At 39.6% G+C, this 18107-nt stretch carries 13 protein-coding genes and 1 tRNA gene; 11 read left to right on the forward strand and 3 right to left on the reverse strand.

From position 1 onward, the window contains the following. Positions 1 to 29: 29 nt before the first annotated feature. The gene (locus H5161_RS09625; protein ID WP_182723965.1) at positions 30 to 1010 is read left to right on the forward strand and encodes a sensor domain-containing diguanylate cyclase; all 981 of its coding nucleotides are present in this window, start codon (positions 30 to 32) and stop codon (positions 1008 to 1010) included. A 259-nt stretch (positions 1011 to 1269) separates the two neighbouring features. Here H5161_RS09625 and H5161_RS09630 read toward each other — a convergent pair whose 3' ends face one another. Beyond that, positions 1270 to 2226, reverse strand: a complete 957-nt coding sequence (locus H5161_RS09630; protein ID WP_024597318.1) for a methylenetetrahydrofolate reductase — start codon at positions 2224 to 2226, stop codon at positions 1270 to 1272. 250 nt (positions 2227 to 2476) lie between these two features. On the opposite strand from H5161_RS09630, the gene H5161_RS09635 reads away from it, so the two are divergent. The 3 genes from H5161_RS09635 (at position 2477) to H5161_RS09645 (ending at position 7091) form a co-directional block, all read left to right on the forward strand. Next, on the forward strand, positions 2477 to 5359 hold the full coding sequence (locus H5161_RS09635; RefSeq protein WP_182769164.1) for a pitrilysin family protein: 2883 nt from the start codon (positions 2477 to 2479) through the stop codon (positions 5357 to 5359). A 197-nt stretch (positions 5360 to 5556) separates the two neighbouring features. Further along, positions 5557 to 6375, forward strand: a complete 819-nt coding sequence (gene cysE / locus H5161_RS09640; RefSeq protein ID WP_002958786.1) for a serine O-acetyltransferase — start codon at positions 5557 to 5559, stop codon at positions 6373 to 6375. Between the two features lie 35 nt (positions 6376 to 6410). Further along, entirely contained in the window at positions 6411 to 7091 is a 681-nt protein-coding gene (locus H5161_RS09645) for a hypothetical protein (RefSeq protein ID WP_182747685.1), read from the forward strand. On the opposite strand, the gene xseA is transcribed toward H5161_RS09645, so the two are convergent. Further along, positions 7088 to 8419 (reverse strand): exodeoxyribonuclease VII large subunit, encoded by a 1332-nt coding sequence (gene xseA / locus H5161_RS09650; protein WP_024596085.1) that lies wholly within the window; start codon positions 8417 to 8419, stop codon positions 7088 to 7090. The two genes, H5161_RS09645 and xseA, sit on opposite strands and share 4 nt — an antisense overlap. 401 nt (positions 8420 to 8820) lie before the next feature. On the opposite strand from xseA, the gene guaB reads away from it, so the two are divergent. The 5 genes from guaB to rimI all read left to right on the forward strand — a co-directional run bounded on the left by guaB (position 8821) and on the right by rimI (position 13026). After that, positions 8821 to 10290, forward strand: a complete 1470-nt coding sequence (gene guaB / locus H5161_RS09655) for an IMP dehydrogenase (RefSeq protein ID WP_002958783.1) — start codon at positions 8821 to 8823, stop codon at positions 10288 to 10290. 102 nt (positions 10291 to 10392) lie between these two features. After that, positions 10393 to 11970: a glutamine-hydrolyzing GMP synthase gene (gene guaA / locus H5161_RS09660; protein ID WP_002958782.1), complete on the forward strand. Its 1578-nt coding sequence runs from the start codon at positions 10393 to 10395 to the stop codon at positions 11968 to 11970. Between the two features lie 155 nt (positions 11971 to 12125). Further along, positions 12126 to 12202: transfer RNA gene (locus H5161_RS09665), tRNA-Trp, on the forward strand. A gap of 64 nt (positions 12203 to 12266) precedes the next feature. Beyond that, a complete protein-coding gene (locus H5161_RS09670; protein WP_182694285.1) occupies positions 12267 to 12572 on the forward strand; it encodes a hypothetical protein in 306 nt (101 codons plus the stop codon). After that, entirely contained in the window at positions 12559 to 13026 is a 468-nt protein-coding gene (rimI, locus tag H5161_RS09675) for a ribosomal protein S18-alanine N-acetyltransferase (protein WP_182694287.1), read from the forward strand. Before H5161_RS09670 ends, rimI begins: the two co-directional genes overlap by 14 nt. 73 nt (positions 13027 to 13099) lie before the next feature. Here the strand turns inward: rimI and H5161_RS09680 are convergent, their stop codons facing one another. Continuing rightward, complete coding sequence (locus H5161_RS09680; RefSeq protein ID WP_182769165.1) at positions 13100 to 15766, reverse strand: ATP-binding protein; 2667 nt, start codon at positions 15764 to 15766, stop codon at positions 13100 to 13102. Positions 15767 to 16011: 245 nt separating this feature from the next. On the opposite strand from H5161_RS09680, the gene H5161_RS09685 reads away from it, so the two are divergent. Continuing rightward, the gene (locus H5161_RS09685; protein WP_033020690.1) at positions 16012 to 16215 is read left to right on the forward strand and encodes a hypothetical protein; all 204 of its coding nucleotides are present in this window, start codon (positions 16012 to 16014) and stop codon (positions 16213 to 16215) included. A gap of 292 nt (positions 16216 to 16507) precedes the next feature. Further along, positions 16508 to 18097: a peptide chain release factor 3 gene (prfC, locus tag H5161_RS09690; protein WP_002958776.1), complete on the forward strand. Its 1590-nt coding sequence runs from the start codon at positions 16508 to 16510 to the stop codon at positions 18095 to 18097. Positions 18098 to 18107: the final 10 nt, after the last annotated feature.

Genomic DNA, 18107 nt, shown 5'->3' on the forward strand with positions numbered 1-18107 from the left:
GGAGCTATTAAATAGCCGAGGTAAAGTTAATGTTTGAAACTGATAAATGGGCATTCTCTGGTGTTGATGGCCAAATATCTTTGCATAAATGGCAAAAAACAATGGACCTTATCACGGGGCTTTTTTCAGCCCCGTCTGGTTATATAGTTCAGGCGACAAGCAAAGGCTATCGCGTTGTTATTAGAAATAACGAAGGTGGCTCAAGCTTTGAAACCAACCCGATACTTCCCCCTCAAACTCCTCTTTTTTGTCGGCACGTCGCTGAAACTAATAATATTTTATATGTTAATGATGCAAGCAATAACGATGCATGGAACACCCTACCAGAAGTAGTTGAGGATGGCGTTGAATCCTACCTAGGCTTACCTATTCATTGGCCAGAAGGTGAAGTATTTGGCACGCTATGCTTAAAAGACACTAAAATAACTAGCTATACCGATGAATACTTTGAACTCATAGAGCAACTACGCGATTTAATTGAAGACGACCTAGCGCTTGTTTACAGCTATGAACAAATGCGCGAAATAGCCATGTTAGACTCATTAACAGATATCTATAATCGCCGAGCACTTAACTTACTAGCTCAGCAAAAGCTTAATTTAGCACTGCGTTTGGGATTCGACGTATGTTGCTTGTTTATAGATATAAACGACTTTAAAAAATTAAACGACACCTTTGGTCATGAAGTGGGTGACAAAGCCTTAATTATTTTGGCGGATACGCTAAAAAACCATTTAAGAGATGCCGACATAGTAGGGCGTTTAGGTGGTGATGAGTTTGTTGCAGTAATGCAATTAAGCGATAAAAGCAAAATTAGCTACATCATGGATAAAATATCCTCTGAGTATACAAATGCTTTACTAAAAGAAGGTGTTTGCGATTTATCGCTCAGCATTGGTTATAGTTTTACTAATAAACAAAAGCAGCCCTTTGAAGCGCTATTAAATGATGCAGACCACGCAATGTATAAAAATAAACAAGCGTATAGACTCGCTAAAAAAGCACAATAATAAAAGTAAGTTCGTCATGACTCATGCCACAAAAACTTGGCTGGTTTTTTCTGCGATAGGTTTTATTTTTGGTGTTATGTGCTCCTCTATGGGGTTTGCCTTAAAAAGGCTTGAGAGTAATAACCAAAAATAGCTTCAATGAATAGCTTAAGCTGCAAATTTTTACTTGTACTTCTTAATTTATTTTTCAAAGTACGGACATAAAAAAGCAAGCCATGAGGCTTGCCAAGAAGGGGGTTAATTAGCTCTTACCTAGCCTTTAAGCTATTAGCTTTTCAGCAAGGTTTAATTCCATAATAGCTTTTAATAAACGGTATAAGTTAATTGATGCATCAATTTCTTCTTTACGGTTTGTTAAGCTTTCAATATTTAAGCCCAGCGGTACATCTAAATGCGCACAGCTTTTAAGTATTAAGTCGAGGTTTTCGCGGCAAATACGGACCGATTCGCTTAATGTATTGTCTGCATCAAGCATGCGCCATTTTGTTGCCTCTGGCACTGAGATACCCAACCATTGCATAAATTCTAAGGTTTTTTCGCCGCCGCACGGGGTAAACGTTAATATAATACGTTGTGGTGTAATACCCTGCGCTTTACATGTACGTGCGTAGCTAGTGATTAGCTCTATAGTCGCTTGTGCATCGTAAACAGCTTGCGATATAAAAAACTGACAACCTTGTGCTGTTTTTTCTATTAATCGTTCGTGCTCATTTCGTTTACTTGAATGGCGTTCAGCAATCGTAACGCCACCTAAAAAGAAATCATCTGATTGCTCAGCCAATGCTTTATAAGCATCTGGCAGGCTTAGCTTTATATCGCCTATCGATGATGGGCTACCTACTAAAACAACATTTTGTAAATCGTAGTCGTTTTTAGTTTCACTTAGCCAATCTTTAAATTCGCCTACGCCACGCTGCGCCACACTTTTATAAGTAATCACATCTTGTGCAGATAAATTACGAAGTAAATGGCTGTATTCACGCGGATCAACGGTTTGTTTAAACGCAAATGGGCGGTCTTGGTTAGTTCGGCTGCTTTCGTCTTGAATGTCGTAAATTATCACGCCGTCGTATTCAATTTCGTGTAAGCGACCTAATAGCTTTTCTGCAATGGTTTTTAATTGCGCTTTATCGGTGCCAATTTTAGGCGGGGTAGTACCAATAAGATAAACACCTTGATTGGTGTCCACTATCTTCTCTTTTAGTGATAAAGCCATAATCCTCATTCCAGCTAAGTTTGTTTTGATGGATTTAATATAGCAGCCATTTAGACGTCTAGATAGATTTATTTAATGAAAGTTTTTCAATTAACATGATGTTTATTCATAGTGCTTGTTCCCATAATTTATAATTGACACAGTTGTTTACATAATAAATCCCCTTGGGACTCTTATATTTATTGGCTTTGGGGCATAATTAAAGAGTTAAATCTGACAACAAATTTGCTCAATTTAAAAAGGGACAACAATGAAATTTAAATTATTAGCAACCAGCTTAGCGGTATCGCTGGCCTTAACGGGTTGCGCCATGCAACAAAACCAAAGCACGCAAACAACAGCACAACAAGAACAAGTAAATAAAGCTGATGACCGTGTTTTTTCACAAGATTACTTAATTGAAGAGCTAGAAAACGGCTTACGTGTCATGGTTGTTAAAACCGATTACCCTGATGTAGTGTCGCTGCAAATTCCGGTATCGGTTGGATCGCGTAACGAAGTTGAAGAGGGCAAAACAGGCTTTGCTCACTTTTTTGAACACATGATGTTTAAAGGCTCAAAAAAATACCCTGAAGATGTGTACTCAGACATATTAAAAAATTCAGGTGTTGATAACCGCGCATATACCACAAACGATTACACAAATTACCATTTAAACTTTTCAAAGCAGCACCTTGATAAAGTACTTGAGCTTGAAGCTGATATTTTTCAAAACTTAACCTACACCGAAGAGCAATTTAGAACAGAAGCACAAACAGTAAAAGGTGAGTACTTAAAAAACAACGCGAGCCCAATTCGTAAATTATTAAGCGCTGTACGCGAAGAGGCGTTTGATAAGCACACGTATAAACACACCACTATGGGCTTTTTTAAAGACATAGAAGCCATGCCTGATCAAATGGCCTATGGTAAAGAATTTTTTGCTAAGTTTTATAAGCCTGAGTACGTGTCACTTGTCATCGTGGGCGATGTAGACCCACAAGCAACAATGGCAATGGTTAAAAAGCATTGGGGCAGCTGGAAAAAGGGTAACTATGTTGCTGACATTAAAGCAGAACCTGTTCAACAAGCACCAAAATATTTACACCAGCAAGATGAAGCGCTACCAGGGCATTGGTTACTCGTATCGTACAAAGGCGCTGCGTGGGAGCCTGCTAAAAAAGACAGAGCGGCGCTTGATTTAATCTCACAGCTTTATTTTTCTAGTAATTCAGATTTATATCAAGAGCTAGTGGTCGACAAACAAATTGCCAGCCAAATGTTTACCTATAACCCAGAGACTAAAGATCCGGGTTTATTACACGTATTTGTTAAAGTAGAAAACGCAGGCGATTTAGCCACTGCGCGCGATGCCATTAATCGAACTTATGCAAAAGCACGCACTGAGCTTGTTGATGAGCAAAAGCTAAGTGATTTAAAATCGAATCTTAAATACAGCTTTATTAATGGCTTAGATTCGTCGCAAGCGATTGCATCAACCCTTGCCAGCTACATGCATTTTGAGCGCGATCCTGAGGTTATAAACCAGCTGTATAAATCGGCAGATAACATCACCAGCGCAGATATTAAAGCCGTTGCTAATAAATACTTTACTGATAACGCACGTACCACATTAACAATGTCGGCACTTGATAAAGCCCCAGGTTTTGAGCAAGAAGTTAATTTAAATGCGCTTACTGCAAAGCTTGAACAAGCACCTGCGGCACCTGCATTTAAAGTACTTGATAAAACCAATAGCTCGCCGTTAATCGATGTTAACTTTTTATTCAATACCGGCGCGGCTGCCGACCCTCAAGGCAAAAAAGGTGTTGCAGCGCTCACTGCGGCAATGCTTGCACAAGGTGGCTCAGAGGCGACAAGCTATAAAGATATTCAAAAAGCACTTTATCCGCTTGCAGGTAGCTTTGGTTATCAAATAGATAAAGAAATGCTGTCGTTCCAAGGGCGTATTCATAAAGACAATGCAGCGCAGTGGTATTCACTTGTGAGCGATCAATTATTAAACCCAGGCTTTAGAGAAGATGACTTTAAACGCCTTAAAAAAGAAATGATCGATGGTATTAAATCAGGCTTAAAAGCATCTAACGATGAAGAGCTAGGCAAAGAAGTGCTATACAGTGCACTTTACAAAAATCACCCTTACGAAAGTTACAACTACGGTGATATTTCGGATTTAGAAGCGTTGACGCTAGATGATGTTAAAGCGTTTTATAACAGCGAGCTTACGCAATCTAAACTCACGGTTGGCTTAATTGGGGCTGTGCCTGCAAACCTTAAAGCTAAAATGATGAGCGATTTTGCAACGCTACCAAAAGGTGAGCAAAGCCGTTTAAGTATTCCTGATGCGCCAGTGCTTAAAGGTCATCATGCAACTATTGTAGAAAAATCGGCACAATCGACTGCTGTATCGTTTGGTTTTCCTATTGATACAATAAGAAGTAGCGAAGACTGGACAGCCCTTTGGCTTGTGCGTTCGTACTTTGGTGAGCACCGTAGTTCTAACAGCTTTTTATATGAGCGCATTCGTGAAACTCGCGGCATGAACTATGGCGATTACGCATACATTGAATACTTTCCACGTGGTATGTTTCAAACCAAGCCAGATGCAAACCTAGGGCGCTCAGAGCAAATATTTCAAGTGTGGTTACGCCCACTTCGCTCTAATAACGATGCGCACTTTGCAACACGTACCGCCTTGTTTGAGCTAGATAAGCTAATTAAAAATGGTATGAGCGAAGGTGATTTTGAAGCTACGCGTAACTTTTTAATTAACTTTGTGCCGCAAATGGTTGCAAGTCAAAATCGCCAATTAGGTTACGCGCTTGATAGCGAATTTTACAACACTGATAACTTTGTAAGTTACGTAACTAATAAACTTAAAACGCTAACGCTTGCTGATGTTAATCGCGTTATTAAAGAAAACTTACAAACAGACAATGTTCACTATGTATTTATTACTGGTGACGGCGCTGATATGCAAAAACGTTTAGCATCGCAGCAAACATCACCAATGATTTATAACACTAATAAACCTGCTGAATTAGTGGCTGAAGATAAAGTGATTGCTGATTATAAATTAGCAATTCCTGCAAAAAATATTGAAGTGATGAAAGTCGATAAAGTATTTCAATAATTTAAGTGTTTTTTAAGCGTTAAAATAATGCCTCGGTGCTATAAGCATCGAGGCATTTTTATTATTTAATAATGAAACTTAATAAACAGTTATACCTAATAACCAGAACAAATAACTAAGGGATTAACACCTTAGTGGTTAAATCCGTTAGACTTGGGAAAAGGCTATTTTATATCAACTTAAGGCAGTGCAGTATTATGCGTCATGCAATTTGGCAACAGCTTCGCGACGAAGCTAACGATGTAGTAAAACGTGAACCATTATTAGCAAGTCATGTTTATTCATGTGTTTTAAATCATGATTGTTTAGGTTCGGCATTGAGCTTTATTGTTGCTAATAAGTTGGCTGATGCGGTGGTATCTGCATTCACTATCCGAGAGCTGTTTGACCAAGCATTTGTAAAATGTGACCGTATGCTATCTTTTGTTGCTGAGGATATTAAAGCGGTAAAAGACCGCGACCCTGCATCAGAAACCTATCTTACGGTTATATTAAATCTAAAAGGTTTTCATGCTATTCAGGCGCACCGTTTGGCTAATTGTTTGTGGCAACAAAATCGCAAAGAGCTAGCGCGCTTTATTCAAAGCCGTAATTCTGAAGTGTTTGGGGTCGATATTCACCCAGCATGTAAAGTGGGTAAAGGCATTATGTTTGACCACGCAACCGGTATTGTTATTGGTGAAACAGCGGTAATTGAAGATAACGTATCAATTTTGCAATCTGTAACGCTTGGCGGTACAGGCAATGAGCAGGGCGATCGTCATCCTAAAATTAGAGCAGGCGTATTAATTGGCGCGGGTGCTAAAGTACTGGGTAATATTGAAGTAGGTGAGGGCGCACGAATTGGTGCGGGCTCAGTTGTACTTAGCAATGTTCCACCACACACAACCGCTGTTGGCGTACCCGCTAAAATTATTGGTCGACCGGATTGTGAGTGTCCGGCGCAAAGTATGAACCAAAACTTTTTAGCAAATCCTGAGCCTGAAAACGAATCGCACACGAGTGCAATGTTATAAGTAACTAAAAATAATAAAACTTAAAAGGAATTAACATGAACAAGAATAGTTTATTGGCTCTAGGGATTGGGTTTATTGCGGGTGTAGGTTTAACTTGGAGCTACTTTAATGCAGCTTCAAGTCATCCAGAATCTGTTAAGTCGCAGCCAAGTTATGAAAAACAGAAAAAGCTTCATACTGAACAACAAAGTAATGAGGTATTGAGTAATGCAGACTCTGCAGTACCTGAGCAAGTCGCTAGTATAGAGCCCGCTGAAGACACGCCTACAACCAATTCAGAAACCCAAATGCTTGATGAACTACCTTTAGAAGAGCAAGTAACTCAGCTTAAGCAGCAACTCGCCGAACAGAAAGCGGCGCTCAAAAGTGTTTTAAAGAAAATGAGGGGCCCTTCAGATTTTGAGCAGATTTTACGTGATAAATTTGAAAATCAAACGCGCGATGAAGAATGGGCTTATCGTACTGAAATGGCATTACAAGATTTTTTATTAACAGCTGATTTATCAATTATTCCTGACGTTGTTAGTGCAAAATGTAAAAAAACAGTATGTGAATTTGAACTTGCCGCCCCCATTGATAACGACACATTTGGTAATGCTCAATGGCGAGAGCTAAACGATAAGTTGATGGAACAAGAGTTTTGGCAACAATTTAAAAGCACTACCTCCACATCGAGCGATAGCGAACTTAAAATGTTGCTAAGTACAGAGCTTTAAATAATTTGTGATTCTATAGAGCCATCGACTAACTCTGTAACTAAAACATCGCCTGTTTTAATTTGCCCCACAGATTTAACTACTTTTCCTTGCTGTGTTTTAGTGATGCTATAACCGCGCGCTAAAACATTAAGCGGACTTACCGAGTCTAACCTGCTTGCTTGCAGTGCTAAGCTATTATTCGCTTGTTGTAACTGATGCTGTATAGCTTGGTTTAGCCTAGCTTGTAATTGCGAGAGTTGATGGCTTGCTGAAGCGAGTTTTTTATCAGGTGATTGGCGCATCAAACGAGGTGTTAAGTTATTGAGTGTGCGTTCTTGTTGGTATAAACGATTACGCATAGCTTGTTGAAGCGCAATGCTTAGCTCATCCAAACGTTGTGATTTTTGACTAAGCTGACTACGCGGATGACACAAATTAAGGCGGTGTTGTAACTGCGTTGCTAGAGCGCGTTTATCGGCAATACCGTGCTTAAACGCGTTAGATAAACGATTAACCAATTGCGTTACTTTGTTGTGTAACTCTTGCGTATTTGGGCTTACAAGCTCAGCTGCGGCTGATGGAGTGGCTGCACGAACATCAGCAACGTAATCGCTAATGGTTGTATCTATTTCATGGCCTACTGCACTTACTATCGGTAATTCACTTTCAAAAATAGCTCGTGCGAGCTGTTCGTGATTAAAGCACCATAAATCTTCAAGTGATCCGCCGCCTCGTCCTAAAATAAGTACGTCTACTTCATCACGAGCATTAGCTAATTCAATTTGATTAATTAAATGTAGGTGTGCTTCTTTGCCTTGTACCATAGCAGGGTAAATGATTACTTCTAACTGCGGCGCACGGCGTTTAAGTACCGTTAAAATATCTTTTATAGCAGCGCCGGTTGCTGAGGTAATAACACCAATACGATTAATGTTTTGCGGAAGTGGTTTTTTATACGCAGAGCTAAATAATCCTTCGGCGGCCAAACGCATTTTAAGTGCATCGAATTCTTGTTTTAGCTGACCTTCGCCGGCCGGTTCCATATGCTCAACAATAAGCTGGTAGTCACCGCGAGGTTCATAAAGTGATACACGCGCTTTTACTGTAACTTGCGCGCCATTTGCAGGGCGATAGCTTTGGTTGCGATTATTCCCACGCCACATAGCAGCTTTAATTTGTGCTTTATCGTCTTTTAACGAAAAGTACCAATGTCCAGATGCAGGGGTAATAAAGTTAGAAATTTCGCCCGTGAGCACTAAAGATGCAAAACCTTGCTCAAGAATTGTGCGAATTTCTCTATTAAGGCGTGAAACGGTGTAAACCGCCTGCGAAGGCTTCGAAAACATAAAAAACAACCTAAAACTATTTATAAAGCAAGGGTCTATTGACCTTTGTAGATTAAAATTCGTTCAAACTAGGGGCGATTTAATCGCGGCGCGAGGTTTGTAACCTAGTGGGCTAAGTAAAAACCGAGTAACAAAGAGTTAATCGCCCCTAGGCTGAACCCTTTGGGCAGCGCTTGTTTGGAATTGATGCTACGTTATCGCCTATTTATGGGGAATAACCACACTGCATAGGCTCTGCCTTGCCTAATTACCTAACAAACTGCTGCAAATTTAACCTTGAAAGGCTAATAGACCCTATATTATCATAAATATTTGCGAAATATTATTTACTCATGCCAACAACGCTGTTAAAATTTGGCCGCAATTCCTTATCTTAGATCCACATGTGAGAAGTTGCCAAAATGCTTAGAATCGCTAAAGAAGCTCTTACCTTTGATGACGTACTTTTAGTACCTGGTCATTCTACTGTTTTGCCACACACGGCAAATATTTCAACTCGCTTAACGCGTGGTATCAAACTTAACTTGCCGCTTATTTCAGCATCTATGGATACTGTTACAGAAGCTCGTTTAGCTATTGCCCTTGCGCAAGAAGGTGGTCTTGGTTTTATTCATAAAAACATGACTATTGAAGAACAAGCGAAAAACGTACGTAAAGTTAAAACCTACGAAGCAGGTATTGTTTCATACCCTGTAACGGTTACTGCCGATTTAACAATTGCAGATGCAATTGAGCTTTCGCACGAAAAAGGTTTTTCAGGCTTTCCGGTTACCGACAGCAATAATGTGCTTGTAGGCATTGTTACTAGTCGTGATATGCGTTTTGAAACTAAGCTTGAACAGCCTGTTTCTACCGTTATGACTAAAAAAGAAAAGCTTGTTACCGTTAAAGAGGGCGCAGCACGCGAAGAAATTTTAGGCTTAATGCACGAACACCGCATTGAAAAAATCTTAGTTGTTGATGATGAATTTAAACTTAAAGGCATGATCACAGTAAAAGATTACCAAAAAGCCCAAGACAAACCTGACGCATGTAAAGATGACCAAGGTCGTTTACGTGTAGGTGCTGCTGTAAGTGTTGGTGCAGGTACTGATGAGCGTATTGCTGCATTAGTAGAAGCGGGTATTGATGTTTTACTTATCGATACATCGCATGGTCACTCTCAAGGCGTTATTGACCGTGTTACTAAAACTCGCAAAGAGTACCCAGACTTACAAATTATTGCAGGTAACATTGCAACAGCTGAAGGTGCGATTGCACTAGCTGATGCCGGAGCGGATGCAGTTAAAGTAGGTATCGGCCCTGGTTCTATCTGTACTACACGTATTGTTACCGGTTGTGGCGTTCCACAAATTACCGCTATTTCAGATGCTGTTGAAGGCTTAAAAGGTCGCGACATTCCTGTTATTGCTGATGGTGGCATTCGTTTTTCTGGTGATATTGTTAAAGCACTTGTTGCTGGTGCATCGTGTGTAATGGTGGGTTCTCTTCTTGCTGGTACTGAAGAAGCACCAGGTGAAGTTGAATTGTACCAAGGCCGTTATTACAAATCTTACCGTGGTATGGGCTCATTGGGCGCGATGGATCAAAAAGAAGGTTCATCAGATCGTTACTTCCAAAAATCAAACGAAGCAGACAAGTTAGTACCTGAAGGTATTGAAGGTCGCGTAGCTTACAAAGGTCCTATTGCAACGATTATTCATCAGCAAGTAGGTGGCTTACGTAGTGCTATGGGCTTAACGGGTTGTGCAACAATTGAAGAGCTAAATACAAAACCACAATTTGTACGTGTTACTTCAGCAGGTATGGGTGAGTCGCATGTTCATGATGTGCAAATCACTAAAGAAGCACCAAATTACCGCTTAGGTTAAGCAGCGTAATTAATTTAATATACTGGGCTTGCTTTGCAAGCCCTCTTTTTAGTCGTTTACATTAACAAACGGCATTTAGCATCAGACTTTACGAGATACTCCATGAGCAAAGATATTCACGATTCACGAATTCTCATTTTAGACTTTGGTTCACAATACACTCAATTAATCGCCCGTCGTGTGCGTGAAATTGGTGTTTACTGTGAACTTTGGGCATGGGATGTGACTGAAGAGCAAATCCGCGAGTTCAACCCACAAGGTATTATTCTTTCTGGTGGTCCAGAATCAACAACACTTGAAAACAGCCCGCGCGCTCCTGAGTATGTATTTAATGCAGGCGTGCCTGTGCTAGGTATTTGCTACGGCATGCAAACAATGGCAGCTCAACTTGGCGGAAGTGTACACAGCTCTGATAAAAAAGAGTTTGGCTACGCACAAGTTGAAAAAGTAGGCAGCTGTGCATTATTTGATGCAATTGAAGACCATATTACTGATGGCGGCAACGGCATACTTGACGTATGGATGAGTCATGGCGATAAAGTAATGGACATTCCAGCTGATTTTACAACAACAGCTAAAACATCTACTTGTCCACATGCTGCAATGTCTAACGAAGAAAAGCGTTTTTACGGCGTACAATTTCACCCAGAAGTAACGCATACTCATCAAGGGTTACGTTTGCTTGAGCGTTTCGCTATTGATATTTGTGGCTGTGAAAAATTATGGACTCCTGCAAAAATCATTGATGATGCTATTGAGCGTATTAAAGAAACTGTAGGTGATGACGAAGTTATTTTAGGTCTATCTGGTGGTGTTGATTCATCAGTTGTGGCTATGCTTATTCACCGTGCAATTGGCGCAAAGCTAACATGTGTATTTGTTGATAATGGTTTACTTCGTTTAAACGAAGGTCAGCAAGTTATGGACATGTTTGGTAATAAATTTGGCTTAAACATTGTTAAAGTTGAAGCTGAAGAGCAGTTTTTAAATGATTTAGCTGGTAAATCAGACCCAGAAGATAAACGTAAAGCCATTGGTCACACGTTTATTAATGTATTTGATGAGCAAGCCAAAAAGCTTAAAAATGCGAAATGGTTAGCACAAGGTACAATTTATCCTGACGTTATTGAATCTGCGGCATCTGCCACAGGTAAAGCGCATGTTATTAAATCTCACCACAATGTGGGCGGATTACCAGATGACATGAAAATGGGCCTTGTTGAGCCATTGCGTGAATTATTCAAAGATGAAGTACGTAAAATTGGTCTAGAACTTGGTTTACCGTACGACATGCTTTACCGTCATCCTTTCCCTGGACCAGGCTTAGGTGTACGTGTACTTGGCGAAATCAAAAAAGAGTACTGTGATTTACTACGCCGCGCAGATGCGATTTTCATCGAAGAGCTACACAAAGCTGAGCTTTATCATAAAGTAAGCCAAGCGTTTACTGTATTCTTACCAGTTAAATCGGTAGGGGTTATGGGCGATGCACGTAAGTACGATTGGGTTGTATCACTTCGTTGTGTAGAAACAATCGACTTTATGACAGCACGCTGGTCACATTTACCATATGAGTTTTTAGGTGTGGTTTCAAACCGTATCATTAACGAAATAGATGGTATTTCTCGTGTAGTTTACGATATTTCAGGTAAACCACCTGCAACTATCGAATGGGAATAATTAATTTTAGTTTTAATTAACTAATTTTAAGTGATTAAAAAACGGCGAATTAGCATGCTAATTCGCCGTTTTGTTTATTTAAAAAGCAGTTGAACTAAAAGAGTGATTTTTCTCTTTACCTTTGGCGAAACTTCTCTATAATTCGTCGTCATTGCAGGGGCGTAGTTCCAATTGGTAGAACAGCGGTCTCCAAAACCGATGGTTGGGAGTTCGAATCTCTCCGCCCCTGCCATTTCTTCTTTACATCGTTTTTATTACTTCTTATATTGTTCAAATGTCTAATCTACTGAGTTGTTATGCATCCACGTTACGCAGCTATTTTTGATATAGAAAATCTTGAACTCAATCAGCATTATTGTTCTCAAACAAATGACCAAGCAGATACTTTATCGCAAAGCACGACAGCTAGTTCTTTAACGATAAATGAGCAACTATTTGCAGACATTAAGCTCAGTGCAGGGGCTATTATTATAAATAGCGTTGTACAGGGTAGTGAGATGCAATTAAACGACAATCAGCTTACATTGCCAACCCCACAGCTCAACGCCTCTGAGAAGCGTGCTTTATGGGCTTTAATGAGTGAACACCTTGATAAACTTTAAATCAGTAGATGAAACTGCAATACCTCAATTAATGACCATCGAAACAGCATGTCATAGCCATCCGTGGACTTTAAATACAATGAGTTCATGTATAGGCGGGCGCTATTTTAATGTTGCCGCATTTGATGAGGTGAGCATGATTGGTTTTTATATTGGTGAAAAAGCAGGGCCTGATTTTACGCTTATGGATATTTGTGTAACACCAAGCCACCAGGGTAAGGGTATTGCAAGGCAGTTGTTAGCCCAGTTTATTGAATATGGTGAACAGCAAAATGCTGAAAACCTCTTTTTAGAAGTACGCGAATCTAATACGCGGGCTATTGCGCTATACGAGAACGCTGGCTTTACAGAGATGTCAGTGCGTAAAAACTACTATCCAAGTGATAATCCGGCCAAAAATGGCTTTGAAGACGCTATTTTAATGGGCATGGCATTAGGTTTAAACTTTTCATAATTAAAGTCGGTGGTTAGCGTTTTAAGCATAGAGCACTAACGCACCGAACTTGTACTATTTTGTAAGTTTTCTTTTAGGTTACTTTGCCACTAATTGCTTGCTCAATGGCTGCTATTAATTTATTTACTAGCTCGTCTCTTGGCACTTTATTGTTACTTTTTAAATTTTCTTCAAGTGCCACAGCGCTGTGGTAAATCTCATCAAAATTAAAGCATCCAGAACTACCTTTAATACTGTGCGCTATACTTCTTAATGCTTCCCAGTCATTACAATGTTGCAGAGTTTTAACTTCTTCTAAATAAGTAGGTAAGTTGGCTAAATAGTTATCAGTAATTTGCTGAAACTTTTCGCTTTTTAATAAGCTGTCCCACTTATTTTGATTATCCTTTTCAAGATGTAGGTAGCTTACGAGTACATTTTCCAGAGCATCTTTATCAATGGGTTTAGCGAGTGCTTTGTTGCAGCCAGCTTCTAGGTAAGTGCCTATATCGTGGTTCATTACATTAGCAGTAAGGGCAATAATGGGGCCATCGTATGCTGCATGACGAAGCATTTTAGTCGCTTCTAATCCGCCCATTACAGGCATTTGCATATCCATTATAATAAGCTGATAGTCATTAACGAGTGCCATTTCTACAGCTTGTGCGCCATTACTAGCAATATCGGGTTCAAGGCCCCAAGTTTGCAGTAATAATTTAATTAATAGTTGGTTATCAGGGTTATCCTCAGCGACTAAAATATTAGCCTCAAAGTTATTGGTCGCAAACGATAAGAGAGGGTCTTTCTCTGGTATTAACTGGCTTTCTTGCGTTAAAAACTCAAGCATTGGTTGATCATCAGATAACTGACACGACACCCTAATTGTAAAGCGGCTACCAACGCCAACTTCACTTTCAAGCGTTACATCGCCACCAAGTAACAGTGCTAAATTTTTAGAAATACACAACCCAAGGCCTGTACCACCAAAACGACGTGTGGTTGTGGCATCGGCTTGCTCAAACGGTTTAAACACACGCTCTATTTGATGCTCAGACATCCCAATGCCGGTATCTTTAATTACAAATTCTAGCTTTTGACTTGCTTGTAAATAATGCACGCAAATAGACACACTGCCATTTTCGGTAAATTTAACAGCGTTATTTGCAATATTTATAAGTATTTGTTTTAAGCGGGTCACATCACTATAAATGGTGCGAGGTAGCGGCAGTTGGTAATCAATATTAAGGGTTAATTGTTTTTCTTGTGCCAGTGGTTGAATAATCGATTCAATGTCATGCACAAGCTGTACTACGTTTAACGCAGACAAATCGACAGCTAGCTTTTCAGCTTCAATTTTAGATAAGTCGAGTATGTTATTTATTAACTCTAGTAAGTGTTTTGAATTACGTAAAATAGTGCTTAGATGTTGTTTGTCGTTGGCTACTTTGTCGTTGTGGAGTAACTGCTCTGTAAAGCCCATAATAGCCGTAAGTGGCGTTCGTATTTCGTGACTCATATTAGCTAAAAAACGACTTTTAAGCTGATTAGCTTGCTCGGCTTGGCCAATTGCAAGCTCTAGTTGGCTGTTCATGGCTTCAAGTGCTTTAGTACGACTTTCTACTTTATCTTCAAGGTGGTGTTTATATTCTTCAAGCTGCTGCTGGTAGTGTCTAATTTGATTAACCATGTGGTTAAAGTCGTTAAACAAAACACCCACTTCGTCATTTGTATGAGCTGGTAAGTGCACCGACAAATCGCCATCACCAACACGGTGGCTTGCAGCACCTAGTAATTCAATTGGATTAAGTAATAAATTACGTACCACTATAAAAATTAATATTGGCAGGGTGATTATCGAAATAATAACAATTAAGCCTGTTATTAAGCTTATGGCTTTACCAGATTGATAAAGCACACCTTTGGGAATGGTTGAAACGTAATAATATCCACCGGGCATTTGTACGGCAAAAATCATTCGCTCTATTTTATCTATGCTTGAGAGTTCAATGGTAGAAAGCATGCCTATATCGGCAAGATCATGTACTTGGTTAAGTTCATATTCGCTTATGTATTGGCCGCGCATGTTGTAGTCGGAGCTAAATAAAATTTTCCCGTCTTTGGTCAACATTAAATTAAGTGTGTTGTTATATGGCGCTTCTAAAATACTGGAGTTGAGTATTGAAGGCTCTATATGTATTACAATAAAACCAAGCTGCTGTGGACGTTTCAAGTAGTAATCAACGCTGTCAATTCGTTGAATGAAATATAAGCTCGTGGTGCCATCGTCCTTTTGAATCATAAATTGCTGTGTACTTAAATTACTTTGCAATACTCGATTAAAAAATGGATAGCTTTTAGGCGCTGTTGTTAGGTTATTAGAGTAGTAGGCATCACTTTTCCCACTTGCTGAAACTAAATTAATGCTAATTATATCTGGATAAGCTTCGCTGTAACTGGCAAATACATCCATAAGCGCGCCAAGTTTTCGGGTGTAATTACCGTTGGCACTAATATCGTTTGCTAAAAAGTCACTAAGTACTGGCGAATTTGAAAGTAGTTTTGCAGTAGAGTGAAAAGAGTCGATATAGTTGAATATTTTTTGCTGTTGTTGCTCAACAAAACGGCTCATTATTAAATCAGCTTGTTTTTGTGTTGAATTAGTGACATTGGTGAGCGTAAAGCCACCTAAAAATAGCAGTGGCAGAATAACAAGAGGTGTTATATACCATAATAATCTTATACTTAACTTACTGGTTTTCATGACCAAACGACTTATCCTCCATGCAATCTGCCAATAATATGCGTTACGACCTGATTACACAAGCTTATAGCGGTCTTGGTGGCTAAATTACAATCATTAGTTGCATGATCTTTAGCTCTTTTTTTTATGTTTAAGTTATTTAAATTTAACAAGTTACATGGATATAATATTAATTCGCTGTTTAAAAAACTTACATAGTTTTACATCTTTTAAAGTTACTAATTAAAGTTGATGCATTGCCAAGCGTGACATTAAAAGGACACGTTGACAGTCTAAGTCCAGCAAGTGGTGTAAGTTACTCCACTATTGGTGCGCATAATGCGACAGGCAACTTTACTAAAATAGCGCAGCGCCTACCGGTAAAGATTAGTTTAGATGCTAAGCAGCCTTTACTTAGTCAACTACGTGTTGGAATGTCGGTTGTACCTACTATTGATGTTGTTAAGTAACTACTCATTTTTATTTAAACGATCTACGAGCAAATTGTAGGTCGTTTAAATATCGCTTGCTGTACACATTTATTTTAAAGCTAAGATATTTTTAAGTAGATAGCACACTTTTATACCGACTCCTGTTACAATTGCCATTATTAAAAAATCAACTATTGACGCTTTATTATCAGCTGTTTGCAACGTGAAAATCAGCGAGAATAGTAGTTAATTACGATCAACATAACGGGTTTACTCGCAGACGCTTATTAAAATGCATTCAACCCCGCATATAAACTAAAAGAATTTATCAATGGCAGACCAGACTATTATCAATGAAATCAGCAAGCGAAGGACCTTTGCTATCATCTCTCACCCGGATGCTGGTAAAACAACGATTACCGAAAAAGTATTGTTATTCGGACAAGCTATTCAAAGAGCTGGTACTGTAAAAGGTCGCGGCTCTAACCAGCATGCTAAATCTGACTGGATGGAAATGGAAAAAGAGCGTGGTATATCAGTTACTACGTCTGTAATGCAATTTCCATATAACGACGCACTTGTTAATTTACTTGATACGCCAGGACACGAAGATTTCTCTGAAGATACGTACCGTACATTAACAGCAGTAGATTCGTGCTTAATGGTTATTGATGCGGCTAAAGGTGTAGAAGACCGTACCCGTAAGCTAATGGAAGTTACACGCCTGCGTACCACACCTATTGTTACGTTTATGAACAAATGTGACCGTGATATTCGCGACCCAATGGAAGTGCTGGACGAAGTTGAAACAGAGCTAAATATTGCCTGTGCACCCATTACTTGGCCAATTGGTTGTGGTAAAGAATTCAAAGGTGTTTATCACATTCATAATGATGAAGCTGTTTTATATAAAACGGGCCAAGGTCATAAAATTCAAGATGTTCGTACAATTAAAGGCCTTGATAATCCAGAGTTAGATATTGCCATTGGTGAAGACTTAGCTGCGCAGTTACGTGATGAGCTTGAGCTTGTTATTGGTGCATCAAACGAATTTGATTTAGATTTGTTTTTAGCCGGTGAGCTTTCGCCAGTTTATTACGGTACCGCACTTGGTAACTTTGGTGTTGATCACGTGTTAGATGGTTTAACTAAGTGGGCGCCAACGCCATTACCACGTGAAACCGAAGACAGACTAATTGTTGCAACTGAAGAAAACTTTACCGGGTTTGTATTTAAAATTCAGGCCAACATGGACCCTAAACACCGTGACCGTATTGCATTTATGCGTATTGTATCGGGTAAGTACAGCCAAGGCATGAAAATGAATCACGTGCGAATTGGCAAGCAAGTGAGCATTTCTGATGCGGTAACCTTTATGGCGGGCGATCGTGAACGTGCCGCAGATGCTTTCGCTGGGGACATTATTGGCTTGCATAACCACGGTACAATTCAAATTGGTGATACGTTCACGCAAGGCGAAAAACTTAAATTTAGTGGTATTCCTAACTTCGCCCCTGAACTATTTCGTCGTATTCGCCTTCGCGATCCGCTTAAGCAAAAGCAATTATTAAAAGGCTTAGTACAGCTTTCTGAAGAAGGGGCTGTACAGGTATTTAGACCACTTATTAATAACGACTTAATAGTAGGCGCGGTAGGCGTACTTCAGTTTGATGTGGTTGTAGCACGTTTAAAAGCAGAATATAACGTTGATGCTATTTATGAAGGCGTAAACGTGAATACGGCACGCTGGGTAAGCAGTGATGACGTTAAAAAGTTTGAAGAATTTAAACGTAAATGCGAAAGCAATTTAGCACTCGATGGCGGTGATAACTTAACTTACATTGCGCCGAGCCGTGTAAACCTTAACTTATCGGTCGAGCGTTACCCAGAAGTAACGTTTAGCCATACACGCGAAAACTAGAGCTCATTTA

It is taken from the genome of Pseudoalteromonas sp. SG43-5, from assembly GCF_014164345.1.
Lineage (GTDB): Bacteria > Pseudomonadota > Gammaproteobacteria > Enterobacterales > Alteromonadaceae > Pseudoalteromonas > Pseudoalteromonas distincta.